The sequence below is a fragment of the Rhizobium sp. AN73 genome (assembly GCF_030757975.1).
GTDB classification, from domain to species: domain Bacteria; phylum Pseudomonadota; class Alphaproteobacteria; order Rhizobiales; family Rhizobiaceae; genus Agrobacterium; species Agrobacterium arsenijevicii.
Map to the genome: position 1 here is coordinate 1,146,246 of NZ_JARWME010000002.1, position 25,440 is coordinate 1,171,685.

A 25,440-nucleotide genomic window follows, 5' to 3' on the forward strand; every position below is an offset into this window, starting at 1 on the left:
TTTCTGGACGATTGATCATGCTCGACGGAATAGCCCTCCGTTCGAAGAACCGCTTCCAGCTGTCGCTCAAATACTATCGAAAAACGGTCAATTCTCCGCTAATCTGATCAATTTAGGCTTAATTCCGAACCTTTTACGAAAGGCATCGGAAAAGTGAGAGGGCGTTTTGAAACCGCATTCCAACGCAACCTGCGAAATGGGTGTCTGTGTCGTCTGCAACAGGGCCAACCCCTTTTCAAGGCGCGTGTTCAGCAGGATCTGTGCAAAGCCAAGGCCAGATTTGACAAGCTGCCGCCGAAAGGTCGCTTCGCTCGTCGCGAAATGTCGGGCGACCTCCGCGATGCGCCATGGCTTGCTGACATCGGTTTCGATCAGGCTGCGCAATTTGCTCCATGGCTGGTTTTCCTGCCGGATCGGCAGTTGAACACCGTTGTGTTGCAACCAGATCAACGGCTCCAGCAACCGGTGCCGTCTAATCGGCGGCGGCAGGTCGTCCCTATCGAGAGTTTCCCTGATAAGATCGAGAATTTCAGACGGCCCATGAGACGCCGCCCGCAGCAATTGTATACCCGGTAAAGTGTTGTACCGTGGCAGATGCGCGAAAACCGCATCGACCATGTCATCTGCGAAATACACGCCATCCGCCCGGTAATCGGCATTCGGTAAGGGACGATTTTCCAGCGTGACCATCGAACCGGAAGGAAAAATCAATAGATCCCCCTCACCGGCGATCAATTCACCCTGAACAGGACAGATCACTCTCTTCGTGCCCGAGCGGATGAAGCACAGAAATGTAAGACCGATAAAAAGATCGGTGAAGGTTGCCGCCGTCGCTTGTGTGATAGGGAGGATGGAAACGTCCGGAACAGTGGAAATTACCTGTCTGCTGCTGTTGCTTTGATGTTCCATCTGCACTCCATTCCAGGCGTAGATTTTATCTTCACATGCTATCTGTCATCGCTCGCGGCCTGTTGTCGCAAAATCCCAACAAAGATCAGACCTCAGCGTCGAAGTGTTGCCATGAGCACGTTACCGTGCAGATATCCGATACCTAACGACCACAGGCTGGATTGCAAACGCTGTACATCAGAGATTATGAACCCTCCTGCCACCTCTATGCCACACTAGGTGCAGACCAGCCGTGATCAGGCTGCCGCCATGCCGAAAGCGAAGCGAACTTGAGGTCCTCCGCAATAAATGCATTCGTACATCGCCCATCAGCAAGTACCGGCAATCAGCGTCCAATTGCCGGTACAAGCGTTTACAACAATGCTTTCAGTCCCGCACTCGACATCAGACGTGAAAGATCCGCGATTATCAAAACTCTTCCCAATTGTCCGGGGAGGTATTCAGTGCAGCATTGCCCGAGAACGCGGCCTTGATCTTTCCACCGAGGGCACGAGCGGGAGAAACTGCAGGCCTGTCGGCGGGAGAGGCCGTACGAACCGACGCGGAGGCGACGCTATAACCGCCTTCCGACAGTTTAAACTGGGCGAGAAGCCGGTTGAGCGAAGACGCCTCGCGGGCCAGCCCGTGGCTCGCGGCGGTGCTTTCCTCCACCATGGCGGCGTTTTTCTGCGTGTCCTGATCCATCTGGTTCACAGCGGTATTGATCTGCTGAAGGCCGGAGGATTGTTCCTGCGCCGATTCCGCGATCGCCGCTACGTGCCGGTTGATTTCCTGCACTTCCGTGACGATCAACTCCAGCGCCCTGCCGGTTTCGCCAACCAGTTGCACGCCCTGCTGAACCTGACCGTTCGATGTCGTGATCAGATTCTTGATCTCCTTGGCGGCGCCGGCGGAACGTTGCGCCAGTTCGCGAACCTCTTGAGCGACAACGGCAAAGCCCTTGCCCGCTTCACCGGCACGGGCAGCTTCCACGCCGGCATTCAATGCCAGAAGGTTGGTCTGGAAGGCGATCTCGTCGATCACGCCGATAATGTTGGAGATCTCATTGGCGGATGTCGCGATCTGCTCCATCGCGGCGACAGCCTTCTGCACCACTTCTCCGGACTTTTCCGCGCCAACTTTTGCACGGCCAACGAGATGACCCGCTTCCTGCGCCCGTTTCGTGGAATCTTTCACCGTCGTGGTGATTTCTTCCAGCGCTGCCGCAGTCTCTTCAACGCCTGCCGCCTGTTGCTCCGTGCGTCTCGCCAGATCGTCTGCCGCAGCCCTGATTTCGTTGGCGCCGGAGTCGATGCCGCGCGCGTTCTGCGCCACCTGATTCAGGGTCGATTGCAGCTGTTCCGCAGCCCTGTTGAAGTCACCGCGAATGCCGTCAAGGCTGGATACGAACGGTTGAACGATCCGGTAGGTAACGTCACCCTGAGCGATCTTCGAAAGGGCCGCGGCAAGGTTGTCGACGGCGAATTGCACGTCGGCAGCTTCCTTCGCCTTCTGTTTCTCGCGCTCGATCCGGTCCTTCTCCGAAGTTGACCGATTGGCCTTCGTTTCATTCTCAAGCCGGAGGCGCTCAATTGCGCTCTCGCGAAATGCCTGAACCGCAGCTGCCATCTGGCCAACTTCATCTCTGCGATCCATTCCGGCGATTTCGCTGGCCGTATCACCGGCCGCCAGCGATCCCATACGCTCGCGAAGCCGCGCAATCGGGGTCGTGATGCCACGGGAGGAGATAAACAGGCCGAGTGCGATCAATGCCAGAGAAACAAATGCTATGCTGACCAGAGCCGTCCAGATTGTCGTGTTGGTGCTGGCCGTTAGGCGCTCTCTTCCGTCATTCATGACCTGGATGAGCTGCTCGTTGCCCGCGCTGATTTTCGGGGAGACTTCGGTTATTTTCCGAAGGACGTTAAGCGCCATCTGCTGTGCTTCGGCGCTTTTTCCCGCCTGCATGAGAGAAATGACCTGATTGCCGATGTCCTCGACCTCGGCAACGCCCTTGAGGATATCGCGAGCGGCATCCGTGCGGGCCGGCACCAGCTGCATGATTTTATTTTGCCGTTCTTCGAGTTGCTTCCGGTCGGCCTTGAAGGTTTTGACGGCGGCCTCGAAATCGCTGCTCGTCGGTTCATTGAGGCTGGCGCGAAGCATCTGCATGCCGAGTGCATTGAGATTGCCGCTGGTCCGGGCGTTCAGCACCGCAGCAAGCGCCTCATTGGCGATGAAGTCGCTGTAAACATTATCGGTATTTTTATACTGCAAGCTGACGTAGCTGAGCCCGGAAAGGGACATCAAACTCATCAGTGATATGACAAATACGACCTTGGTTTTGATTTTGGTATTCTTCAGGAAAGACATGAATAGCCTCAGGGCAAGCGCTCCTCCAGCTGTCCGCGCAGGAAGCCAGCGAAACATACAATGGAACATCGCGGGTAGCTGTGCCCCTCCTCATAGAGCGACAAGCGGATATCCGTTCTGGGCCGCCATAAGGCAGGGCGCGTTGGATCCACTTGTTCTACCAGCCCCGCCGATGAAACTTTGGAACCTGCGTATTTTAGATTTCACAAAACCACTGAATGAAGTGTTAACTGGGATATGCAGACAGATGACTGAAGAAGCTAAAGCCGAAGGAGGGATTCTGTCATCCGCCCTCCCCTTGCAAACGGGCAATCCGGTTCTGTCAGGGCTGATCCGATGAGCGAGTGTCGCATTTCTATCGGGCCAGAGACGTTGCGTCTTTAATCAGCTTTGACAGCTGTTCCAACAGCCATTCGTACAATGAGGCATGCTACGAGGCCTGCTCCGTCCCTGCGCATGGCAAGTGTTAGCCCTGCTCCTTGTCTTTCGGCCGCCGCCTTCGCGATCGCCAGCCCCAGGCCGCTTCCCTCACTATCCTGGGGGCTTGCGCGGAAGAACCGCTCGAAGACGCGGGGCATCTCTTCTTGCGCGATGCCGGGGACGGTGTCGCGAACCTCAATTCGTGCCTCCTGCCCGGCAACCTCCACCGCGACATCGACGGTTCCGCCTGGCGGAGTATAGCGCACTGCGTTCTCGACGAGATTTTCAAGAATGATCTCGAAATCGGCGAGCGCGCCGATCGTGACGGCCGGATCCTGGCGGGTAATGCCGAGGTCGATCGACCGGCTCCCGGCAAGCGGGGTCAAGCGTGCGACTGTATCCAGAGCAAGCTGGACGAGATCGATCGGCTGCGGCGCGGGTGCGGTCTCGTGGGCGTCGTAGCGCGCGAGGCGCAAGAGCTTGCTCACCAGGCTGGTGGCCCTCCCGATTCCTGCTTCGAGCTCCGTCAAACGCTGTGAAAATCGGCCGTCCCGGTCGTCATGCCGAAGGTTGTCGATTTGAATTTGCAGCGCCGAGAGCGGCGTGCGCAATTCATGGGCCGCATCCGAGATGAACCGCCGCTGTCTTTCCAGCAATGCGCGGAGCCGGGCGAGCAATAGATTGATCGAGCTGACAAAGGGGATGACTTCAGCGGGCACGTCGTCGGTCGGAACAGGGCTGTCCACCGTCGTGTCTCGGGAGGCGACCGCGACGGCCAGGCGATTGAGCCGCGCCATGATCCGGTCGATGATCCAGCTCAGTGTCAGCAGTGACAATGGAATCAGAACCGCGATCGGAAGCGCCGCCTGAAGCGCTGCATTGGTCGCCAGCTCCTGCCGAACGCTTGTATCCTGAGAAACCTGAACCGTTCGATCCGGCGCGGCCAGCGTGTAGACGCGCCAATTGTCGCTGCCGGTCGAAATATCGGCAAACCCGGTCGCCTGTTGCCGAGGAATATCAACGGCAGGATGCGATAGTCGCGAGGGCTTGCCGGCAACATCCCAGACCTGGATGACGAAGTCGTCCTCGGGATCGTGCAGCGCAACGCTATCCGGGCCTGTTGCTGGCGATAAACGCGCATCTCCGACATAGAGTGCGATCTGCCGCAGTTGATTGTCGAGGAAGTCGGATGCTTCGTTCTGAACGAGGAGGTATGACGTAGTCGCCGCGCAGACACCGATGATCGCCATCAAGCCCGCGAGCCATAAGAACGCTGTGCGTCGGATCGATATGGTGTTTATCACTTGGGAACCATCCAGCCGGCCCCTCGGACATTGCGTATGATATCCTTGTCGAACTTGCGTCTTACATAATGGATAAGCACGTCGATGGCGTTGCTCTCCACCTCCTCGCCCCAGCCATAGAGCTTTTCCTCAAGCTGGGCGCGGGATAGAATGGTTCCCGGGCGCTCCAGCAATGCCTGAAGCAGTGCAAATTCGCGCGCTGGCAGCACTTCGCAGCACCCACGATATTTTACCTCATGGCTGGATAGATCGAGTTCGATCTCGCTCGTATAAAGGATAGAAACCGCCTGGCCGCCATTTCGGCGCAACACCGCTCGCATGCGTGCGAGTAGTTCTTTGACCTCGAACGGCTTCACAAGGTAGTCGTCGGCCCCAAGGTCAAGCCCCGCGACACGATCATCGAGTTCGTCACGGGCGGTGATCACCAGGATCGGCCTCTTGTCACCGGCCGTCCGCAACGAGCGCAGAATCTCCAGACCCGACCGGCCGGGCAAGCCGATGTCGAGCAACACAAGACCATGCCCGCCAACGGCAACGGCCTCATCCCCGAGTTGTCCGTCTCGCACCCAGTCCGCCGACATGCCTGCATCATCGAGGGCTTGCACGAGGGCTCGACCGAGCATGACATCATCTTCGATTACAAGAATACGCATGTTTCAGAATAACCTAAACGCGTGCGGCTGCACAGATTTTGGTGCAGCCCGACCGCACTAAGCCCTATCATCTAAGACCCTCCTAATTCTGCTGGCGTCACATGGTTTTATCGAGTTCGCAGAGGAGCATTGCTCATGACCGTCCGCTATCGCATATGCGCCGCATTGGCCGTGCTGTGCTTGATGTCACCTGCCGCACCCGACTGCGTGTCGGCGAGAAGGTCCATCTGGCCTACGCGGACAAGGGTGGCAAGGCGATTGTCTCCCATCTGGTCCCGCAGAAATGAAAAAGGCGGCGGCCGGTACCATTACTGGCCGCCGCATTCACGCGGAATTTGCAGCCGGCTGACGCGCGGCGCCACGCCAACGTCCGCTCTAATTCTCAGCTAATTGAACCCGTGTAGTCAAAGCAGGCCAGCCGTACGCCACTGGCAAAGCAGCGAGCGTATCGCGCTACCGCAGGCGTGCCGTACAACCGGCGAGTGGAAGTGATGCCTTCCTCGTCTCGCCAGAATTCCGGGGAAATCCGCTGATGAGACAGATTCTGCTTGCCATCGCGCTCATTGCCGCTCCTGTGGCGGCATTCACGAGTTTTGAACTTTACACCAGTACCGCACCGGCCGAAACGGTTGGCCTTGGCGATCTGTCATCGTTCAGGACAATCATAGCCGATGTCCAGACCCTTGCGTCCAAGGGTGACCTTGCCGGCGCAGCAAAGCGCATCACCGACTATGAAACGGCATGGGACCAGGCCGAGACCGCAATCCGGCCGCTAAACCAGCACGACTGGAGCAATATTGACGCTGCCTCCGACACCGCGCTGAAAGCGCTGCGTCAATCCGCTCCATCGGCTGACAAAGTCAGCAAAACGCTAGCCGCTCTTATGACGGTTCTCAGCAATCCGGCTCAGCCTGCTCAATAGGCGGGCGGCGAACAGTGTCACCCTCGCCCGAACTGCCCTCCGAGACTTTCGACGCCCATGCAAGGATACTCGCCATGTCTGCACCGACCACCAAAGCTGCTGTTTACAATCGCGTTCCCAGCGTCACGACCGATTTCTGGCTCATCAAACTGATGGCCGTCACCATGGGTGAAACGGCTGCCGATTATCTCAATGTGCAAATGGGCCTGGGCCTGACGGCGACATCGCTGATCATGTCCGCCGTTCTGGTTGCCGCATTGATCTGGCAATTTGCGCAGAAGAAATATGTTCCCGCCTCTTACTGGCTTTCCGTGGTACTGATCAGCATTGTTGGCACGTTGATTACCGACAATCTGGTCGACAACTTCCATGCGCCGCTGCTGGATACCACGATTGCTTTCTCGATCGCGTTGGCGCTGACTTTCCTGCTGTGGTCCCAAACGGAGCGGACGCTTTCGATCCACTCGATATTCACCGGGCGGCGCGAGGCCTTCTATTGGCTCGCCATTCTGTTCACCTTCGCGCTCGGCACGGCAGCCGGCGATCTGGTCGCAGAGAAATTCGCGTTGGGTTATCTGGCGGCCGGCGTCCTGTTCGGCACGGTCATTATCTCGCTCAGCTTCGGCTACTTCTTCCTTGGCCTCGATCCTATACTCGGCTTCTGGCTCGTTTACATTCTGACCAGGCCGCTGGGTGCATCGTTTGGCGATCTGATGTCTCAGCCTGCGCAATATGGCGGCCTCGGCCTCGGCACGATCATAACGAGTGCGATCTTTCTCGCAGCGATCGTTGCGATCGTCGCCTTCATGAGTGTGCGACACGAAGGCGAGGAACTGGCTGAGATCGACGAGGATGGCAAATTGGCAAAGGCCAGCCGAGGCGAGAGGCTTACTGTTGCCGAAGAAGAACTCTAAAGCCCCCCCGGTGTTTCATTATCGCCGATACAGAACGCACTCGCGACAGCCATGAGAGAAGTCGGCCGAACGGCACGCCTAACTCGCCTCTTAGCATCGACCACGCTGTCCACTATGTGCCGCTTACGCCGATCTCACTTCGTCGGCTGAGACCGGGCGGTGAGCTTATTTCCGTCCGGATCGCGAAGATAGGCGACGAAAGACCCGTTTGGACGCTCTGCGGGAGGACTCTCGATCGCCGTGCCACCATGCTTTGTACCGGCCTCATGCCAAGCGAGAACACGGTCCTGGCTTGCGGCGGCAATACCGATAGTCCCACCGTTAGCAGCTGTCGCCGGCTTGCCGTCGATCGGTTTCGTGATCATCAGTCTACCGCCCTCGTGGGCATAGATTAGCCTGCCCCTTGCATCCATCTCGCCCGGCTTGCCTCCCAGCGCAGCGAACGTGGCATCGTAGAAGGCTCTGGCCCGCTCCAAGTCGTTGCTGCCGATCATGACATGGGTGAACATGCTTTATCTCCGGTATGGCACCTAATGGGCTGCCGCTTGGTGTACCTAATCTGGTCGTTGGTCAGTCGCGAAATTCCGAATTAAAGTGCGAACTGTTTTCCGGCTTTTGCGATATTGCAGAATAAGGAGTTTTGCGCCGGCCGCAATGTCCGGCGTTGGCGCAAAGCCGCCATCGCTTATAGGTTAGGAGCTAGATGCTGGTGATTGCCATCTCGAATGATGAGGCGTCCCGCTCTCCACGGTTGTTACGGTGGCTGCGATCTATCCCCTCCCTTCCCTTGCAACCGGAGAGCCGGTTGGCCAGCCAGTGACTGGACTTCTCCTCACGGCTTATGATCATGTCGTGGTCGACGATTCAACAACACATGACTTGGGCTATCTCGGTGTTATCAATTACATCTCGACCTTATGCCATCAAAGACGAACCGGCCTGTTTGGCCGTGTTCGACTCCAATGTTCCTCATTTTTTCGCCGTTGATGAGCGATCGCAATATGTTGAATTTCTTGCATCTCCTGTCCTGGAGCATTTCTATCTCGTTCTGCAGGCTCGCGATGCCATAGTCGGCTGCGGAGGGCTGCAGGTGATGGCGGAGAAAAAGACGGCATTTTTCTCATGGGGAATGATTGCGGGCGACTACCACGGCAAGGGTCTTGGTCGATCACTCGCAGAAGCCCGGCTCAATCAGGCAAGAAGCATTCCCGAAATAGAGACCATTACGCTGAACACCAGTCAACATACGAAAGGGTTCTACGAAAAACTCGGTTTCACTCCAACCAAGGTCACGCCGAATGCCTACGCTCCGGGCCTTGATCGCTGGGATATGATCTGCAGGCTGAGATAGCACGATCGAGGATCTATGCCCTTGAAAGACACGGCACTGCCCTCGCCGTTCATGAAGATTCTGCGGTGCCCTATGCCATTGAGCCTTACTTTTTAAGCCAGGGCGAAGCGCTGCTCCAGAAAATGACATCGGCGCCAAGAAAGTCTTCCGCGAATGTCTGGAACTCATCTTTGGTGAAGGGCTTGCCTGTCCTGGGGTTTTTGTAGGTCAGTGTTGGCTCTTGAACCGCCATGCCAACAAAGTCGATTTTCCCTTTGTATTGATTGAAGAAAGGATAGGAGTTTTTCATCTGCGCCTTGCGGCCCGGCACGATGTCGGGTCCACCAAGGCCGACATTATTCTTGGCGGCATAATCAAACAGCCGGCTCATATATTTATGGTCGTTATCCCATTCGCAGGGCCAGAAATTCACATATTGCACGACTTTCGATTTGGAGAATGCCTGTCGAGCGAAAGCAAGGTTTTCCATCTCGGCATGGAAATAGGCGTCGCATGAAAAGCCGGCTGGCGGGTTGTTGGTTGCCAGATCAATCGAGGTTTCGGGCAGATTGACACCATAGACGCGGCCGTCGAAGGTTTCTGCCAGTGCAGCCAATAGTTTCTGGAAACGATCGCGTAATGCGGGGTTCCATTGCATGGCAACCCACCCGTCTCCGACAGGCTTGTTTTCGCCGGGATTATCAAATTGCGGCGCCAATCCGCCGCCATATGCGGGGTCCGTCAGAAGGTAGTCCGGCACATTTCTGGCCGTTGCCTCGAAAAAGCGATCCTGCACCTGAATGAAGAGTTTCTTCTTCAGGCGATCGGTGACGGCGAGGTCCTTCTCGATGACGGAGAAATCATATTTGCCTTTTTCCGGTTCAAGCTTCCGCCAGTTGTAGACGATTTGCACGCCACCGATATCCCCGCGCTCGAGAACCCGTTGGTTGGCTTCAAGCTCGCCGGAGCTGGTGTAGAGGAAATTCTCTGCGGCGGACGCCCCGTTGCAAAACGTAAGCAGCGCGAAGCCTGCAAGCAAACCAATGGATTTCGTCACGGACACCCTCAATCATTCATTGAATGACGAGCACTGGTCATCCGTAAAAATGGCAGTTTTTTGATCGGACAACCATAGCGGAAACAGTCTTCAGGCATTATTTCCCCTATTCTGATCACCACCAGATCGTAATCGTGGCGCCGTCGACCTGCGACTGGACCCTTTGACTTGGAGCCGATGTGAATGCCGTCTGATTTCCCCGCTGATTGGAATGTTTCCCAACCGCTTCTGATTGCGGACACCTTTTCAAGCCGCATCTGGAAAGTTCAGATGCCGGATGGTTCCACAGCAATAGTCAAGGTATTGAAACCCATAGAAGATATTGCTGACGAGTTGCGTGGCGCCGACTATCTGGCGTGGCGCAATGGCAGAGGCGCCGTGCGGCTGCTCGGCCGTGAGGACAACATGCTGCTGCTCGAATATGCGGGAGGTCGCATGCTCTCCCACGTCGTTGCCGAGCAGGGTGACGATGCGGCGACTGCGATTGCCGCGGAACTCGTGGCTGAACTGTACTCCGCATCGAATGAGCCCCTGCCCTCCGCCCTCCTCCCAATTCGGGACCGCTTCGAGGCCCTGTTTGAACGCGCGCGTGAAGACCAGAATGCAGGTCTGCAAACCGACTATGTCGAGGCGGCCATTCTTGCCGATCAATTGCTGAGCACTGCCACCCGGCTGGGTGGGCTGCACGGTGATCTGCATCACGAGAACATCATGCTCTCCGGTCGTGGTTGGCTGGTGATCGATCCTGTCGGTCTCGTTGGTGAAGTCGGCTTTGGCGCCGTCAACATGTTCTATGATCCGGCTGACAGGGACGATCTTTGTCTCGACCCCCAACGCATCGTGAAGATGACTGATGCCTTCTCCCGCAGTCTGGATGTCGATCCGCGTCGCCTGCTTGATCAGGCATTCGCTTACGGTTGTCTTTCGGCGGCGTGGAACGGGGATGGTGAGGACGAGCAGCGCGATCTGGCCATTGCAGCGACAATCAGGAACGTACGACAGACGGCGTACTAAGGCGCATTATATTGTTTATGGATTCCGCCCGGCAGTCGAGACGTCGATAGAATAGCGGGCGGAACTCGCATCTCCGAAGACAGCTCCCTGCCCCGCTTAAACAGCTGCTGTCGACCGTCGCGGGATGAGTGTTGGCGTTGCTATGCGGATGCGGTCGCGTGCGGTGACTTTTTCTGCAGAAAGCAGTTCGAAAGCCGCGGTGGCGATCTGCTCGAACGGCACCTTTACCGATGTCAGCGGCGTCGGCAGGTGGCTTACGATCGGGATGTCATTGTAACCGACCAGCGAGACATCACCGGGAACGGACAGTCCCAGCCGTGTCAGTGCGGACAAGGCGCCGATGGCCGTGTTATCGTTGACCGCAAAGATCGCGGTCGGCCGATCTGCAAGGGCCATCAGGCTTTGCGCGGCTTCACCGCCGGATTCGATGCCGAAGGTCGATTCCCTGATCCATTGCGGTTGTACGTCTATCCCGGCTTCCGACATCGCTTTGTGGTAGCCCTCAACGCGCCCTCGCGCGCTCGATGCAAAGGACGGGCCGGCGATCAGTCCGATGTGTCTATGCCCGAGATCGATCAGGTGCCGTGTCGCGAGGTAACCGCCGAGATGGTCGTCTCCGATGGAAGAGCGACACTTGCCGTCGGTACGCAAGGCGAGAACGAAGGGAACGCCGCGATCAACGAGTTCGTCGGTGATCGTGTCGCCGTCTCGCGCGGTGGACAGGATCAATCCGTCGACACCGCGACGCAGAAGTGCCTCGGCAGCCCGAAGATCCGCCCCCGGTTCATCATCCGTCGTCGCAACGATCGTAAAGAGACCTGCCCGTGCGGCCGCATGCGCCAGCGCCTCATAGAGCATGGCCATGACGGTATCCGTCAGACGCGGGACGATAACGCCAACCATGCCGGTCTTGCCCCTCCGCAGGGATGAGGCCGAGACGTCCCGAACGTAACCCAGTTCGGCGGCCACCTGGCGCACCCGGCGCGCGGTTTCGCTATCCGACTTCGGCATGCGCTCATCCAGAAAGCGGGAAACGCTGGATTTCGACACGCCGGCAACCCTTGCCACATCAAGGATCGTAACGCGCGACGGCGAGATAACATCGGGTTTGTCACTTTTCATCGAATCGCCCCTCACCGGCCCGCATCCTGATTTTTCTGTTCTATCACTTGACAGCCGAAGCGATCAAATCAATATTGGGAACGTTCCCGATATCGTTCCCTTCGCCGGTTGAATGTGATTGGCGAAATCTTAGGAGGAGAAATTATGACCACCATGGACCTTCGCGGCCTGAGCCCCGCCCCCGTCACCGTTTTCGATCGCGACGGCAACGTCGATCACAAGGCTAACGCCCGTCTCGCCAAATGGCTGGTGTCCATCAAGGGGGTGAAAAGCCTTGTCATTCTCGGCCATGCCGGCGAAGGAACCTTCCTGACGGAAGAAGAGCGGCTCGCCCTCATCCATACCTATGTTGAAGCCGTGAACGGCGAAATTCCGATCATTGCCGGGATTACCGGTGAAGGAACCAAGGTCGCGGCAGCAGAAGCCAAGAAGTGCAAGGCTGCCGGTGCGACCGGTGCTCTCGTCTATCCGAACCACGGCTGGTTGCGCTTCGGTTATCAGAAAGGCGCGCCGCAGAGCCGCTACAAGGCGATCTGGGAAGAATCCGGTCTGCAGGAAATCCTGTTCCAGTATCCGGATGTGACGAAAGCCAGCTACGATCTCGACACCCAGCTCGAAATCGCTACGCAGGATGGCGTGGTCGCCACCAAGAACGGCGTGCGCAACATGAAGCGCTGGTACGTTGAAATTCCCGAACTCAAGAAGGCCAATCCGAAACTGCAGGTCCTCTCCTGCCATGACGAATGGCTGCTGCCGACAATGTTCGACGTCGACGGCCTGTTGGTCGGTTACGGCAATATCGCACCGGAACTTCTGGTGGATCTCATCGAAGCCGGCAAGGCGCAGAACTACCCCGAAGCCCGGAAGATCTTCGAGCAGCTCCTACCGGTCACCCGCGCCGTTTATCATCGCGGTTCGCACATGGAAGGCACCGTTGCGCTCAAACTCGGTCTCGTCCACCGCGGTATTCTCGACCATGCCACGATCCGTGAGCCGCTGAAGAACCTCGGTGAAAAGGCCGAAAAGGAAATCTTCGCGGCCTTCGACGCAGCCGGTATCGGTCGCGTCGATCAGCAGCTCATCGCTGCCGAATAAGACAGTTGTCGCCCCCGTGTCGTTCAGCGCGGGGGCGATTTTCCGATGGGAGGAGACCATGGGAAGCAGATGCCGACTGCATTGCGGCTCGATAGTCGGATCAGTCTTCGGCGCCGACACACGCTCCCTTTTGCTCCATTCACCGACAAACAGAACATTGCGCTGACAGGAAGCCCTGAAACACACTAATAAACACGAGCAGAGGACGTCCCTGGCCGGGAGAGAGTAACGCGCCAGCGACGGATGGAGGAAATATTGAACATCATGCAGCCCATGCAGGCTGAGACGGCGCGCGTTGCCGATCCTCAAGCCGATATCAGCGCCCGTCTGGAGCGCCTTCCCATTACACGCGAGGTCTTCTGGGCCCGCAATATCGTCGGTGCAGCGACCTTCTTCGACGGTTACACCGTGATCGCCATCGCCTACGCCATGCCCGTTCTCGTCAAGGAATGGAACCTGACGCCTTCGCAGACCGGGATGATCCTCTCCATGGGTTATCTTGGTCAGTTGGTCGGTGCGATCCTGTTCGGATGGCTCGCCGAAAAGATCGGACGTCTGAAGGTCCTGCTGTTCACCATCCTTCTGTTCGTCAGCATGGATGTCGCCTGCCTATTTGCCGCGGGTGCCGGCATGATGATGGCATTCCGCTTCGTGCAGGGCATCGGAACGGGTGGCGAAGTGCCGGTTGCCAGCGCCTATATCAACGAGCTCATCGGCTCGAAGGGGCGCGGCCGTTTCTTCCTGCTTTATGAGGTCATGTTCCTTCTCGGCCTCGTCGGTGCAGGCCTGATCGGTTACTTCCTGGTGCCGGTATATGGCTGGAAGGCGATGTTCATCGTTGGCCTCGTTCCGGCAATCCTGATGATCCCGTTACGCTGGTTCCTGAAGGAATCCCCACGCTGGCTCGCGGCCAACGGTCGCTATGATGAGGCCAATGCAATCGTTTCCAAAATGGAAGCAAGCGCTCTGGCCGCCGGCAAGGAATTGCCTGAGCCGAAGATCATTGCCTCGACCGTAAAACGGCAATCTGATTGGAAGGAACTGTTCCAGGGCATCTACCTGAAGCGCACGCTTTCGATCTGGGCCATGTGGTTTACCGCCTATACGGTTGCCAACGGCACGATCACCTGGCTGCCGACCCTTTATCGTCAGGTCTTCAATCTGCCGCTCCAGACCAGCATTTTCTACGGTTTCCTGACATCGGTCGGAGGCGTCATCGCCGCCATCATCTGCGCGCTCCTCATCGACAAAGTCGGGCGGAAGCGCTGGTACATGGGCGCCCTGCTTCTGGCGCCGATCCCTCTGTTGGTTCTCGCATGGCTGGGAGCCACCTCGGCCGAGCAGGTTCTGGTGCTTGGCGGTCTTGCCTATGCCATCGTCCAGACGGTGACCTTCTCGCTCTATCTCTACTCAGCGGAAATCTATCCGACCCGCCTGCGGGCGCTCGGAACGGGAACGGGCAGCGCGTGGCTGCGCCTCGGCTCCTCGGCCGGCCCGATCGTCGTTGGTTTCACCATGGCTTCGATGGGCATCCAGTATGTCTTCGTGATTTTCGCGGCCATCCTCGTTGTCGGCGCCATCATCACGGCACTGTTTGCGGTTGAGACCAGAGGCAAGGCTCTCGAGGAACTGTCTCCGTAATCATTCCGACAACCCCGCCGGTGATACAGGCATCATCGGCGGCTTTTCTTTTTGCATGAGGTCGAAAGGCATACGCGCCGGCTGGCGGTGGCAAATGCGGTCATCGCATTCGATCAGGCGGCAGGGATTTTGATGATCTGCCGCAACTTGCGTGGGATTAAATAGTTTACCGCGGTGTTCTCCTGAGTACGACGACGTATTCACAAAGGAGCCTGCGCCGTGAAATACCCCTATTCCCTCACCCTCTTGCTTGTGACATTGGCTTGCACGCCGGTATCTGCCAGCCCGTTCTCGTCCGCAGCCGGACGTTACCGTATCGACCCCGCCTCTCACATCGCGTTTTCAATTGACCAGGTTGCCGGTCCGGGCATCAAGGGCACAATCCCCGATATATCCGGCCGCTTCGATATCGATCCGGACCAGCCGTCCAAATCCTTCGTGGAAATCAAATTGAACCCTTCCAGCGTCAAGACGGGGCAGGAGCGGGTGGAAAATTTCCTGCGATCCAGTGCGGTTTTTAATATTGCCACCTATCCGCAGATCGTATTTCGCTCCAACCGCGTTACGCAGGACGGACCGCGCAGCGCGGTGGTCGAAGGCATCCTGACAGCCAGAGGCGTCTCCAGACCCGAAACCTTTCACGCAACATTCGTCGAGCAGCAAAAGGGATCCGTCACCTTCCACGTCACCGGCAATGTGCCCCGGATGCCCTATGGCATGGGTGTCGGTGTGCCGCTCTATTCGAATACGGTCGCGTTCGACATCGATTTGAAGGGCGTCAGATAAAAACGAAGGAACGTCAAAAAAAAATCGGTGAGGCGGGATTAAGTGCCGCTGGCCGGTGTTCTGTCTAATATCGGACATGTTGTCCGGCCCGTTACCTCTCGAAGGACTATCCCCATGCGTGTACATCATCTCGTTCTGGCCGGCGCTCTGGCGCTCGCCTCCACCGCCGCCCTTGCCGAACCCTACGCCGGTGGCGCGGTGGTTGAAAAGGCAACGACCAAGGGCACGATCCTGACTGACGCCAAAGGCATGACCCTTTATACATTCGACAATGATGCCGCCGGCTCTTCGGCCTGCTATGATGCCTGTGCGAAGAAATGGCCGCCGCTCGCGGCTTCCAAAACCGACAAGGCGGATGGCGACTACAAACCAATCGCCCGCAAGGATGGCACGATGCAGTGGTCGCATGACGGAAAGCCGCTATATCGCTGGCAGATGGACAAGAAGGCAGGCGATGTCACTGGTGATGGCGTCGGCGGCGTTTGGCACGTTGCCAAGGAATAGCACCCATGCCGGATTTTCTGGACGAGATTACAAGTAGCATACCGGCGCTTCGACGCTATGCGAATGCGCTGACGCACGACCGTGACACGGCTGACGATCTCGTCCAGGACTGTCTGGAAAGAGCTATCCGTAAAAAGGCGTTATGGCGACCGCAGGGGCCTTTGCGCCCCTGGCTGTACCGGGTGCTGGTCAACGTCTACCGCAACAATCTGCGTGGCCGCAATCGCCGGCCGTCGCAAGTCCCGATTGACGACGTTGCGGAACAGCTGTTTGTGCCGGCGGCGCAGACGGGTCGGGTAGCGCTTGCCGAAATGGCCCGCGCCATCGAAAAACTGTCCGGCGAACACCGCGAGGCGCTGCTCCTCGTCGTCGTCGAAGGTCTGAGTTATGCGGAAGCGGCAAATGTTCTTGAAATTCCGTTGGGCACTCTGATGTCCCGTCTGGGGCGAGCCCGAACGGCCCTGGCCCGAATGACCCAAGAAGACCAGCCCAATCTCAAGGTGATAAAATGACTGGCAGCGAGCCGCAGATAACCGAAGCCGATCTGATCTCCTATGTCGACGGGCAGCTCGAAGACCAGCGACGCGATGTCGTTCGCGCCCACCTCGCCTCCAATCCGGCCGATGCACGCAAGGTGGAGATGTGGCAGCAGCAGAATGCGACACTGACGGCTCTCTATAGCCCTCTTGATACCGGTGTTTTACCCGAGCGCCTCGATGTTTACCGCATCGAGCGGCGCTTGCGCGCGGAGCGCGCCAACTGGCGCAACATGGCGGCGGCATCCGTTCTTGTGCTGGCGGTCGGGCTGACGGGCGGCTGGTTCGGACGCGGACTTGTGTCTCAGGTCGCCGAACCTGCCCATTCCATCGTGGCGGATGCGACGCAGGCACATAAGTTGTTTGCAAGCGAGGTTCTGCATCCGGTGGAAATCCGGGCCGATGCCGAGAACGCTGCGAGCCTGCCGAAATGGCTGTCGAAGCGGCTGGATCGTAAACTGAACATCCCCGACCTCACCCGCCATGGCCTCTCCCTTGTCGGCGGCCGGGTGCTCCCCAGCTCCGAAGGTGCGGCCGCCCAGCTTATGTATGAAGACAAAGGCGGGCAGCGTGTCACTCTTTACATCGTGGCTGCGGCGGACTCGAGCGACAGCGCCATGCGGCGCTCCAGTGTCGGGTCGCTTGAAACCGTGTCCTGGGACGATGAAACGATCCGCTGTGCGCTGGTCGGCAGCCTGCCGTCCGACCGCATGGACGCCATTGCCAAAGACACCTATCAACAGCTGAGTTGACCGATGCAACATCTTGAGGATCATTTCGATAGTGCACCGGCGGTTGAACGGAAGTGGCGCAACACCCCCGTCTCCTTTGGACTGGTGGCTATCGCTTTCCATTGGACGATCGCGGTGCTTTTCCTCGCGCAGCTTGCGCTGGGATACCTGATGAGCCGCGACAATATCGATCCGGTACTTCAGTTCGACCTTTTTCAGTATCACAAGTCGATAGGATTTCTGGTGCTGGCCCTGGCCGTGCCGCGTGTCATCTGGTCGGTTTTCAGCAGGAAACCGCGGGCTCTTGAGGGTGAAGGTCTGGTTTCCCGGTTAGCCGCGCGGGCCGCTCACGCTGCATTGCTGTTCCTTACCCTTGCCGTTCCCCTCGCCGGTTGGGCAGTCGCATCAACCTCTCCCTTACAGATTCCCAGTTACGTCTTCGATCTCATCGTTGTGCCGGGTCTGCCCATGGCGATCTCCGATCAAGCCGAGGCTTTCTGGACTGACGTTCACGCTACACTGGCGTATCTCGCAGCAGTGATCGTGCTTCTTCATGTGATCGCGGCACTGTGGCACCATTTCATCCGCAGGGACCCGACGCTTCGGCGTATGGTTCCCCATCTGGCAGCCACGGATAACAGGCGCGAAGCAACCTCCCCTCGAAAATAGACGAGGGAATTTGTGAACGCGGACGGAGCGCCGGCGACTAATAAAGTGTTCTCTGGTAATCCTTTTCCAGATCGTCGTCCATTTTCCGCATCTCATCCTTGTTGCTGGGCGCGCCTGTCGTTTCATCCAGAATGATCTTGATAAGGGACGGCATCTCGGAGCGATCCTGAAAATGATCCGGGCTCCACAAATGCGACCGTCGAAATGCCTTGGCGCAATGCATGAAAACCTCGCTCACCCGGACGACGATCGCGAGTTTCGGTGCACGATCATTGATGCTCATGCTTTTCAGGAGTTCCGGGTCGGTTGCCAGTGTCGCCTGCCCGTTCACACGCAATGTGTCGTCAAATCCCGGTATGACGAACAGCAGCCCGACGCTTGGATTGGCGATGATATTGGTCAGCGTATCCAGACGATTATTGCCCGGTCGATCCGGTATTGCGAGTGTGCGTTCATCAAGGATCTTGACGAAGCCCGCAGGGTCGCCGCGAGGACTGACGTCGGCGCTTCCCTGCAGATTCTGCGTTCCGATGCACAGGAATGGGGAGCGCCTGATAAATTCCCGCGCATGCTCGCCAATGGTATCCTGACACTTCAATATTGCCAGAGAATGGGTCGCCTCGAACAACCCGCGAAGCGATTGCTCATCTGTTATGGCGAATTCCGGATTGAGTTCGAATGCCGTCATTATACCCCTCCTTTTTTGACGTTATCCTGTTGTTCCCCATCAGCTTCACCGGACAGAACGGCCCGGATATTGCTCACCTGTCAGTTGTTCTGTTTTGCCCGCATTTGTGCGGTTTTCGAAATTTGATGTACGTACCTCAACATTACCGATATCGCAGATTTCCGCTTCGATCAAGAAGACATCGGTCGGAATACGCTTTGCGATGGAGAGTGCGCCAATCACCCGAAGTTGCATAAAAACCGCAGCGCAACGGTTTTCAGCTACCAGAGACGGAGGAGACTCCATTTCGGGCGGATCATTTGTTATCGTCGGCACCGAAGAGCGTTGGCGCATCGAGGTAGACTTTGCCTAAGTAAATACCGGTCTCAATCCAGTTTCACCCCGTACTGCCGGATAGCAACATGCTGTCGGCGTATGATCATGTTCATCGGGTGGTGGCAAGAGACCGGTCTGGCATTGTTAAAATGTGCCTTGTGCAGTCCGCTGCCTTAAGCTCTTCAGCCACCCACAACATCGCCACGCCGTCCCGCAAGGGTTTTCTCATGCACCATCTTGGTGGACTTCCGAACGGAAGACCAAGACGATATGTGCGACACACTTCGGGTCCAATGGACCATTATTCCCCGAACGGCACCCCAGCCATGGATAGCGTGCAGCGGTTGCGGTGGCTTGAGGGCCTTTCAATCCAGCGGTAAAATCCGGCTCAACGCCAATGGCCGCAAACTCGACGCCTGGCTTATCTACCGATGCCTGACCTGCGAGAAGACCTGGAACCGACCAATCTTCGAGCGACAGAATGTCCGCGATATAGCGCCTGCCGCCCTTGAGGCGCTGCAGTCCAACGATCCGTTATGGATACGGGCGGAGACATTCAATATCGAGGCTTTGAGGCGCAAATCGCAACGCGTCGATGAGTTCCCCGAATTCGATATCGAAAAAACGATCATGGGCGCACCTCCCGACTGGACGAGGCTCGATTGTACAAGGGCGGAGATCGATCTGGCGGTGCCGTTTCTGACGAGCATCCGCCTTGACCGTCTGCTGGCGTCAGAGCTGGGACTTTCGCGCTCGCGGCTGCAGGCGCTTCACGATGGCGGTGCGCTCAGGGCAAATCCCGACCGTACCGACATTTTACGGCGGCGAATTAAAAACGGCACTCGGGTCGTGATAGATCTCCACACCGGGGTCGATCGCGAGCGGCTGTGGGAGCCTTTGATGGCGAGCAGTTCTCCGTAGAAACATGGCGAGGGTCTGCACGTTCGGGCCCTCGCCATAGAGCGACGTTCAGACGGTCGAGGCAGCCTTGAAAACCGCCAGCTGGTCGGCAAAGGCACGTTGATAGGCCGGACGCGCCTCGCCGCGGGCCACATAGGCGGAAAGGTTCGGATATTCGTCGAGGATGCCCGAGCTTTTTATCCTTTGCAGCACCGATATCATCAAAAGATCGCCGGCGCTGAAGGCGCCGTCGAGCCAGTCATCGTCACCCAGGTAGCGGGAGAGTTCGCCAAGCCGCGTGCGGATACGCTCATCGACGATCGTCAGGCGCTCCTCATACCAACTCCGGTCACCCTCCAGAAACCGTGCAACCGAGCGGTCGACGATTGGCGGTTCCACCGTACTGAGTGCAGCAAACATCCATGTTATTGCCCGTGCCCGTGCATTCGCATCCCGCGGCAACAGGCCGGCATGGCGCTCCGCGATATGGAGAATGATCGCGCCGGACTCGAACAGGACAAGATCATCCTCCTCATAGCTCGGAATTTGCCCGAACGGCTGAAGTGCCAGATGCTCCGGCTCCTTCATCGCCTTGAAGGAAAGAAGACGAACGTCATAGGGCTGGCCCACCTCCTCCAGTGCCCAGCGGACGCGCGTGTCACGGGCCAGCCCCCTGCCACCATCGGGCGAGCGTTCAAAAGCGGTAATGGTGATCGTCATTGCTGTTCTCCATCGCATCTGTTTGGAGACTGTTGGCTCATTATGGTCGAGCGTCAGCTTTTTGCACCGGCAGGAAAAGGCACCACGTCAGAATAGGCGCTTGCCCGAACGAAAACAATCCTCGCGCGTTTCCATGACAGGTCATTGGCCTGTCGTTTGCCCGGCCTATATCAGTTGGGAAATGGCTGGCCATTTCACGCAGAAACTCTAAGCTTCTGCGCCGGACACGGATTGCCAAAACCTTCAGGATTTCAATTCAAATCATTAGGGAGAAACCACCAGATGAGCCTGCGTATCAACGACATTGCACCCGATTTCACCGCCGAGACCACGCATGGTCCGGTGAGCTTTCACGACTGGATCGGCGACGGCTGGGCGGTCCTGTTTTCACATCCGAAAAATTTCACGCCGGTCTGCACCACGGAGCTTGGCGCGATGGGCGGCCTGCAGCCGGAATTCGAAAAACGCGGCGTCAAGATCATCGGCATTTCGGTCGATCCGGTCGAAAGCCATGAAAAGTGGAAAAACGACATCCGCACCGCGACCGGCTTTAACGTCGATTACCCGCTGATCGGCGACAAGGACCTGAAAGTGGCGAAGCTCTACGACATGTTGCCGGCGGGCGCTGGCGACAGTTCCGAAGGCCGCACCCCGGAAGATAACGCCACCGTGCGTTCCGTCTTTGTCATCGGCCCCGACAAGAAGATCAAGCTGGTCCTCACCTACCCGATGACCACCGGCCGCAATTTCGATGAAATTCTTCGCGCGATCGATTCCATCCAGCTGACCTCGAAACATCAGGTAGCGACGCCGGCCAACTGGAAGCAGGGCGAGGATGTCATCATCACCGCGGCGGTCTCGAACGAGGATGCCATTGCCCGTTTCGGCTCCTATGACACGGTTCTTCCTTACCTGCGCAAGACGAAGCAGCCCGGTTGATCTGAAACGAAAAAGGGGGCGATGAAGCATCATCGTCCCCACTCAAACCTTCCGGCCACAGCAACTAAGCCTTTATCAAGCCGCCATGGTAGTCGAGCCGATATGCCTCGATGCCGTCACGATAAATCCGCTCGACGCCGGTAAAAGACCGGAATTCACCCTCATTGGTATCGACATAGACCATGTTTTCGACCTGATGGGTGAAGCCACCGAGAAATCGCCCCTGCCTGTAAAGCGTGGAGAGCGAACGCTGGATCACCCTGCCCGCCACCGTGCCGTCAATCGCCTCGGGGCGGATGATGCGGCCGTAATAACTCATGGCCCACTTGGGAACGCCCTGATGCCAGACAACCTCCTGGCCGATGAAGTCGGTTCCGCCGAAATAGCTGTCGATATAATGCCAGTCGCCACTCTGATAACCAAGGTCGTGTGACCCGAGGCGGGTGGGCGTCGCGGATTTGTCGCCACCACCGACATAGGTGGCGGATTTGGCCTGCACGATGAATTCTTCCAGCATCGGACATCTCTCACGTAAAGAACATAAAGCGAACATATCCGAGTTGCACAGTGGTCGCAAGTGCGCTCCCTGTCTGGCGTCACGCCATAATTCGCAGATGGCGGGCTTGGTAATCGCGGCTTTTGCCCTTAAAAGCGTGGCAGAAATTATCCGCTAAGAGTACCCATGTCGCAGAACCCGCAAATCTATGTCGATGCCGACGCCTGCCCCGTGAAACCAGAGATTCTCAAGGTGGCGGAACGGCATGGGCTGGAAGTGACCTTTGTTGCCAATTCCGGTTTGCGCCCTTCGCGCGATCCCATGGTGAAAAACGTCATCGTATCGGCCGGTTTCGATGCGGCTGACGACTGGATTGCCGAGCGCGCCGGTGAAAATGATATCGTCATCACCGCCGATGTGCCGCTGGCCGGACGCTGTGTGGCAAAAGGCGCGCTGGTGACGGGGCCGACCGGCCGCGTTTTTGACCAAACCAATATCGGCATGGCGACAGCGATGCGCGACCTTGGTGCACATTTGCGCGAAACCGGTGAGAGCAAGGGATATAATGCGGCTTTTTCGCCGCGCGACCGTTCCGCTTTTCTGGAGACGCTTGACCGTTTCTGCCGCCGTGTCAAAAAATGACCGTGCAAACAGACAAGGTGCCGCCCATGACCCCGGTCAATCCGCAAAGCAACGCCTATCGCCGCCATAAGCCTTTTGTCGTCGCTTTTCTTGTTGGTGCCCTCGGCCTTGGTCTGGCACTGGCATTCGCGCGGCCACTCGCCATCGAAATTGCCGCCGTTCTGTTTTTCCTGACCTATCTGGGATTGGTGGCCTTCCGGCTTCCGAAATTGACGGCGCAGCACCTGAAAGCACATGCCGACAGTGACGACCTGCCCGCCATGGCCATCATCGCTATTACGCTGCTTGCCGTCGGTGTCGCCGTCGTTTCGCTGTTCCAGGCGCTCAACCATAGCGGCGAAACGGTCTGGACGCTGCTTCTAGCCTTCGGTTCCGTGATCTTCGGGTGGCTGACCATCCACACCATGACCGCGTTGCATTACGCCCATCTCTACTGGCGTCCCGAAACCGTTGATGGCAAGCGCCAGCACCGCGGCGGCATGGATTTTCCGGCGACGAAAGAGCCGTGCGGTTACGACTTCCTCTATTTCGCGGTAGTGATCGGCATGACGGCGCAGACATCGGATGTGGCGGTGACCACGACGCCGATGCGCAAGGTCACGTTGTTGCACTCCATCGTCTCCTTCTTCTTCAACACGGTTCTGGTGGCCGCGGCAGTCAACGCCGCGGTCGCGCTTGCGGGCTGAACCGAAAAACTCTTCATAAGGAATGGCTTGATGAATATCATTTCGCAGAATACCGCCTTTGGCGGCATGCAGGGCGTATTTTCGCACCCATCCGAAACCCTGAACTGCGAAATGACCTTTGCGGTCTATGTGCCGCCGAAAGCTATCCGCGAGCCTTGCCCGGTTGTCTGGTATCTCTCCGGCCTCACCTGCACCCACGCCAACGTCATGGAAAAGGGCGAATATCGCCGCATGGCGTCCGAACTGGGATTGATCGTCGTCTGCCCGGATACCAGCCCGCGCGGCAACGATGTGCCTGATGAAGTGACCAACTGGCAGATGGGCAAGGGCGCCGGCTTTTATCTGGACGCCACGCAGGAGCCGTGGTCGGAACACTACCAGATGTACAGCTACGTGACGGAAGAGTTGCCGGCCTTCGTCGGCCAGCATTTCCGCGCAGATATGAGCCGTCAGGGTATTTTCGGCCATTCGATGGGCGGCCATGGTGCAATGACGATCGCCTTGAAGAACCCCGACCGCTTCAAGAGCTGCTCTGCCTTCGCCCCGATCGTCGCCCCCTCCTCCGCCGACTGGTCTGAACCGGCGCTGGAAAAATATCTTGGCACGGACCGGGCCGCATGGCGGCAATATGATGCCTGCTCGCTGGTCGAAGACGGCGCGCGTTTTCCCGAATTCCTGATAGATCAGGGCACCGCCGACAGTTTCCTCGAAAACGGCCTGCGCCCCTGGCTGTTCGAAGAGGCGATCAAAGGCACCGATATCGGCTTGAAGCTGCGCATGCACGATCGCTACGACCACTCCTATTATTTCATCTCCAGCTTCATGGATGACCATTTGAAGTGGCATGCCGAGCGGCTAGGATAAGGATGAAGAAGTAAACCGGCGGTGCCCTATGGCGCCGCCGTTTCAGGCCTGACCTGACATCACTGTATGCGGGCGATAACCTTGATCTCGAAATCGAAGCCAGCGAGCCAGTTCACACCGATTGCGGTCCAGTTTGGGTAAGGCCGCGTGCTGAAAATCTGTTGCTTGACGGCCATGATTGTTCCGAACTGGTTCTCGGGGTCGGTATGGAAGGTCGTCACATCGACGATATCGTCAAATGTGCAGCCTGCTGCGTCCAGTGTGGCTCTGAGATTTTCGAAAGCCAATTGCACCTGGCGCTCAAAATCGGGTTCTGGCGTTCCATCGGAACGGCTACCGACCTGCCCGGAAACGAACAAAAGATCACCGGATCGAATGGCGGCCGAATAGCCGTGCTCCTCGTAAAGAGCGTGTCTGTTTGCGGGAAAGATTGCTTCACGCTTCGTCATTTTTGATCTCTCTTCTTCGTGGTGAAATGGCATCCAAAGGGCCAAGTGCGTGACACTTCGAGAGCTTCACACCTCGCCTTATTTGATATACGGTACGTATCTGAAATAGGTAGCATACACGCCGTATGTCAAGCCCATATACGCAACGTATGTGAAATTGAGGGAACGATGGCGAAACGACGTGCCGAAACGATGGAGGAAAATCGCGTAAAGCTGATCGCGGCTGCACGAAAGATTTTCGCCGAAAAGGGATATTCCGCCGCGTCAATGGACGAGTTGACCGCCGACGTCGGCCTGACGCGCGGGGCGCTTTACCACAATTTCGGAGATAAACGCGGGCTTCTGGCGGCGGTGGTCGATCAGATCGATTCTGAAATGGCTTCGCGCGCCCAGGAGATCGGGGCACAGGCCGGGGACAATTGGCAAGGTTTGCTGGCCGAGGGAGCCGCCTACATCGAGATGGCGCTTGATCCGGAAGTGCAACGCATCGTTTTGCTCGACGGGCCCGCGGTGTTGGGTGATCCATCGCAATGGCCGAGCCAGAGTAGCTGTCTGCAGGCGACCAAACGAACGGTGCAACGGCTCATCGAACAAAGGGTTCTCAAGTCGGTCGACGCAGAAGCTGCGGCCCGGCTTTTAAGCGGCGCTGCACTCAATGCCGCGCTCTGGATCGCCGCCAGCGACGAACCGGAGAAGGTGCTGCCGAAGGCTGTCGAAGCCTTCCAATCCCTGGCCACGGGCCTGCTTATGAAACCCGTTTAAACGCCATATGGGGACCGCCT

30 protein-coding genes are annotated in these 25,440 nt (G+C 57.6%); 18 read left to right on the plus strand and 12 right to left on the minus strand.

The window, feature by feature from the left end; genetic code table 11:
• Positions 1 to 87: 87 nt before the first annotated feature.
• From RBH10_RS15595 to RBH10_RS15610, 4 genes are all read right to left on the minus strand, one after another.
• Complete coding sequence (locus RBH10_RS15595) at positions 88 to 909, minus strand: helix-turn-helix transcriptional regulator (protein WP_281036588.1); 822 nt, start codon at positions 907 to 909, stop codon at positions 88 to 90.
• Between the two features lie 408 nt (positions 910 to 1,317).
• Complete coding sequence (locus tag RBH10_RS15600; RefSeq protein WP_281036587.1) at positions 1,318 to 3,261, minus strand: methyl-accepting chemotaxis protein; 1,944 nt, start codon at positions 3,259 to 3,261, stop codon at positions 1,318 to 1,320.
• Between the two features lie 380 nt (positions 3,262 to 3,641).
• Positions 3,642 to 4,931 carry an ATP-binding protein gene (locus RBH10_RS15605; RefSeq protein WP_281036586.1) on the minus strand — a complete coding sequence of 430 codons (1,290 nt, stop codon included), beginning with the start codon at positions 4,929 to 4,931 and terminating at the stop codon, positions 3,642 to 3,644.
• 50 nt (positions 4,932 to 4,981) lie between these two features.
• Complete coding sequence (locus tag RBH10_RS15610; RefSeq protein ID WP_281036585.1) at positions 4,982 to 5,638, minus strand: response regulator transcription factor; 657 nt, start codon at positions 5,636 to 5,638, stop codon at positions 4,982 to 4,984.
• 155 nt (positions 5,639 to 5,793) lie between these two features.
• Here RBH10_RS15610 and RBH10_RS15615 point away from each other — a divergent pair, with 155 nt between their 5' ends.
• The 3 genes from RBH10_RS15615 (at position 5,794) to RBH10_RS15625 (ending at position 7,474) form a co-directional block, all read left to right on the plus strand.
• Positions 5,794 to 5,925: a hypothetical protein gene (locus RBH10_RS15615; RefSeq protein WP_281036584.1), complete on the plus strand. Its 132-nt coding sequence runs from the start codon at positions 5,794 to 5,796 to the stop codon at positions 5,923 to 5,925.
• A gap of 245 nt (positions 5,926 to 6,170) precedes the next feature.
• Positions 6,171 to 6,560, plus strand: a complete 390-nt coding sequence (locus RBH10_RS15620; protein ID WP_281036583.1) for a hypothetical protein — start codon at positions 6,171 to 6,173, stop codon at positions 6,558 to 6,560.
• A 74-nt stretch (positions 6,561 to 6,634) separates the two neighbouring features.
• On the plus strand, positions 6,635 to 7,474 hold the full coding sequence (locus tag RBH10_RS15625) for a hypothetical protein (RefSeq protein WP_281036582.1): 840 nt from the start codon (positions 6,635 to 6,637) through the stop codon (positions 7,472 to 7,474).
• Between the two features lie 134 nt (positions 7,475 to 7,608).
• On the opposite strand, the gene RBH10_RS15630 is transcribed toward RBH10_RS15625, so the two are convergent.
• Entirely contained in the window at positions 7,609 to 7,983 is a 375-nt protein-coding gene (locus tag RBH10_RS15630) for a VOC family protein (protein ID WP_045016105.1), read from the minus strand.
• A gap of 338 nt (positions 7,984 to 8,321) precedes the next feature.
• On the opposite strand from RBH10_RS15630, the gene RBH10_RS15635 reads away from it, so the two are divergent.
• Positions 8,322 to 8,825, plus strand: a complete 504-nt coding sequence (locus RBH10_RS15635; protein WP_281036581.1) for a GNAT family N-acetyltransferase — start codon at positions 8,322 to 8,324, stop codon at positions 8,823 to 8,825.
• Positions 8,826 to 8,910: 85 nt separating this feature from the next.
• On the opposite strand, the gene RBH10_RS15640 is transcribed toward RBH10_RS15635, so the two are convergent.
• Positions 8,911 to 9,867: a hypothetical protein gene (locus RBH10_RS15640; protein ID WP_281036580.1), complete on the minus strand. Its 957-nt coding sequence runs from the start codon at positions 9,865 to 9,867 to the stop codon at positions 8,911 to 8,913.
• A gap of 177 nt (positions 9,868 to 10,044) precedes the next feature.
• On the opposite strand from RBH10_RS15640, the gene RBH10_RS15645 reads away from it, so the two are divergent.
• Complete coding sequence (locus tag RBH10_RS15645) at positions 10,045 to 10,875, plus strand: APH(6)-I family aminoglycoside O-phosphotransferase (RefSeq protein WP_281036579.1); 831 nt, start codon at positions 10,045 to 10,047, stop codon at positions 10,873 to 10,875.
• A gap of 96 nt (positions 10,876 to 10,971) precedes the next feature.
• Here RBH10_RS15645 and RBH10_RS15650 read toward each other — a convergent pair whose 3' ends face one another.
• Positions 10,972 to 11,997 carry a LacI family DNA-binding transcriptional regulator gene (locus RBH10_RS15650; protein ID WP_281036578.1) on the minus strand — a complete coding sequence of 342 codons (1,026 nt, stop codon included), beginning with the start codon at positions 11,995 to 11,997 and terminating at the stop codon, positions 10,972 to 10,974.
• A gap of 144 nt (positions 11,998 to 12,141) precedes the next feature.
• Here RBH10_RS15650 and RBH10_RS15655 point away from each other — a divergent pair, with 144 nt between their 5' ends.
• The 7 genes from RBH10_RS15655 to RBH10_RS15685 all read left to right on the plus strand — a co-directional run bounded on the left by RBH10_RS15655 (position 12,142) and on the right by RBH10_RS15685 (position 17,959).
• Positions 12,142 to 13,092: a dihydrodipicolinate synthase family protein gene (locus tag RBH10_RS15655; RefSeq protein WP_045016100.1), complete on the plus strand. Its 951-nt coding sequence runs from the start codon at positions 12,142 to 12,144 to the stop codon at positions 13,090 to 13,092.
• Between the two features lie 255 nt (positions 13,093 to 13,347).
• Positions 13,348 to 14,733 (plus strand): MFS transporter, encoded by a 1,386-nt coding sequence (locus RBH10_RS15660; protein ID WP_281036577.1) that lies wholly within the window; start codon positions 13,348 to 13,350, stop codon positions 14,731 to 14,733.
• A gap of 219 nt (positions 14,734 to 14,952) precedes the next feature.
• On the plus strand, positions 14,953 to 15,519 hold the full coding sequence (locus tag RBH10_RS15665; protein WP_281036576.1) for a YceI family protein: 567 nt from the start codon (positions 14,953 to 14,955) through the stop codon (positions 15,517 to 15,519).
• 114 nt (positions 15,520 to 15,633) lie between these two features.
• A complete protein-coding gene (locus tag RBH10_RS15670) occupies positions 15,634 to 16,023 on the plus strand; it encodes a hypothetical protein (protein ID WP_281036575.1) in 390 nt (129 codons plus the stop codon).
• Between the two features lie 5 nt (positions 16,024 to 16,028).
• The gene (locus RBH10_RS15675; protein ID WP_045016097.1) at positions 16,029 to 16,535 is read left to right on the plus strand and encodes a sigma-70 family RNA polymerase sigma factor; all 507 of its coding nucleotides are present in this window, start codon (positions 16,029 to 16,031) and stop codon (positions 16,533 to 16,535) included.
• The gene (locus RBH10_RS15680) at positions 16,532 to 17,311 is read left to right on the plus strand and encodes an anti-sigma factor (RefSeq protein WP_281036574.1); all 780 of its coding nucleotides are present in this window, start codon (positions 16,532 to 16,534) and stop codon (positions 17,309 to 17,311) included. The genes RBH10_RS15675 and RBH10_RS15680 overlap by 4 nt, the downstream gene beginning before the upstream one ends.
• 3 nt (positions 17,312 to 17,314) lie before the next feature.
• Positions 17,315 to 17,959: a cytochrome b gene (locus RBH10_RS15685; RefSeq protein ID WP_281036573.1), complete on the plus strand. Its 645-nt coding sequence runs from the start codon at positions 17,315 to 17,317 to the stop codon at positions 17,957 to 17,959.
• Positions 17,960 to 17,996: 37 nt separating this feature from the next.
• Here the strand turns inward: RBH10_RS15685 and RBH10_RS15690 are convergent, their stop codons facing one another.
• Both RBH10_RS15690 and RBH10_RS15695 read right to left on the minus strand, forming a co-directional pair.
• Positions 17,997 to 18,647: a pyridoxamine 5'-phosphate oxidase family protein gene (locus RBH10_RS15690; RefSeq protein ID WP_045016094.1), complete on the minus strand. Its 651-nt coding sequence runs from the start codon at positions 18,645 to 18,647 to the stop codon at positions 17,997 to 17,999.
• Between the two features lie 45 nt (positions 18,648 to 18,692).
• Positions 18,693 to 18,980, minus strand: a complete 288-nt coding sequence (locus tag RBH10_RS15695) for a hypothetical protein (RefSeq protein WP_281036572.1) — start codon at positions 18,978 to 18,980, stop codon at positions 18,693 to 18,695.
• Positions 18,981 to 19,232: 252 nt separating this feature from the next.
• Here RBH10_RS15695 and RBH10_RS15700 point away from each other — a divergent pair, with 252 nt between their 5' ends.
• A complete protein-coding gene (locus tag RBH10_RS15700; RefSeq protein ID WP_281036571.1) occupies positions 19,233 to 19,883 on the plus strand; it encodes a DUF1062 domain-containing protein in 651 nt (216 codons plus the stop codon).
• A 48-nt stretch (positions 19,884 to 19,931) separates the two neighbouring features.
• Here the strand turns inward: RBH10_RS15700 and RBH10_RS15705 are convergent, their stop codons facing one another.
• A complete protein-coding gene (locus tag RBH10_RS15705) occupies positions 19,932 to 20,582 on the minus strand; it encodes a glutathione S-transferase family protein (RefSeq protein ID WP_281036570.1) in 651 nt (216 codons plus the stop codon).
• A gap of 282 nt (positions 20,583 to 20,864) precedes the next feature.
• Between RBH10_RS15705 and RBH10_RS15710 the strand changes: the two genes are divergently transcribed.
• Positions 20,865 to 21,521, plus strand: a complete 657-nt coding sequence (locus tag RBH10_RS15710; protein WP_281036569.1) for a peroxiredoxin — start codon at positions 20,865 to 20,867, stop codon at positions 21,519 to 21,521.
• Between the two features lie 64 nt (positions 21,522 to 21,585).
• Here the strand turns inward: RBH10_RS15710 and RBH10_RS15715 are convergent, their stop codons facing one another.
• Positions 21,586 to 22,038: a DUF5680 domain-containing protein gene (locus RBH10_RS15715; RefSeq protein ID WP_281036568.1), complete on the minus strand. Its 453-nt coding sequence runs from the start codon at positions 22,036 to 22,038 to the stop codon at positions 21,586 to 21,588.
• Between the two features lie 165 nt (positions 22,039 to 22,203).
• On the opposite strand from RBH10_RS15715, the gene RBH10_RS15720 reads away from it, so the two are divergent.
• The 3 genes from RBH10_RS15720 to fghA are packed head-to-tail and all read left to right on the plus strand — an operon-like array spanning position 22,204 to position 24,209.
• The gene (locus tag RBH10_RS15720) at positions 22,204 to 22,659 is read left to right on the plus strand and encodes a YaiI/YqxD family protein (RefSeq protein WP_045018465.1); all 456 of its coding nucleotides are present in this window, start codon (positions 22,204 to 22,206) and stop codon (positions 22,657 to 22,659) included.
• Positions 22,660 to 22,685: 26 nt separating this feature from the next.
• The gene (locus tag RBH10_RS15725; protein WP_281037369.1) at positions 22,686 to 23,345 is read left to right on the plus strand and encodes a DUF1345 domain-containing protein; all 660 of its coding nucleotides are present in this window, start codon (positions 22,686 to 22,688) and stop codon (positions 23,343 to 23,345) included.
• Positions 23,346 to 23,375: 30 nt separating this feature from the next.
• A complete protein-coding gene (gene fghA, locus RBH10_RS15730; protein ID WP_281036567.1) occupies positions 23,376 to 24,209 on the plus strand; it encodes an S-formylglutathione hydrolase in 834 nt (277 codons plus the stop codon).
• A gap of 59 nt (positions 24,210 to 24,268) precedes the next feature.
• Here the strand turns inward: fghA and RBH10_RS15735 are convergent, their stop codons facing one another.
• Complete coding sequence (locus RBH10_RS15735) at positions 24,269 to 24,658, minus strand: RidA family protein (protein ID WP_281036566.1); 390 nt, start codon at positions 24,656 to 24,658, stop codon at positions 24,269 to 24,271.
• A 168-nt stretch (positions 24,659 to 24,826) separates the two neighbouring features.
• Here RBH10_RS15735 and RBH10_RS15740 point away from each other — a divergent pair, with 168 nt between their 5' ends.
• On the plus strand, positions 24,827 to 25,420 hold the full coding sequence (locus tag RBH10_RS15740; protein WP_281036565.1) for a TetR/AcrR family transcriptional regulator: 594 nt from the start codon (positions 24,827 to 24,829) through the stop codon (positions 25,418 to 25,420).
• The last annotated feature ends 20 nt before the right edge of the window (positions 25,421 to 25,440 follow it).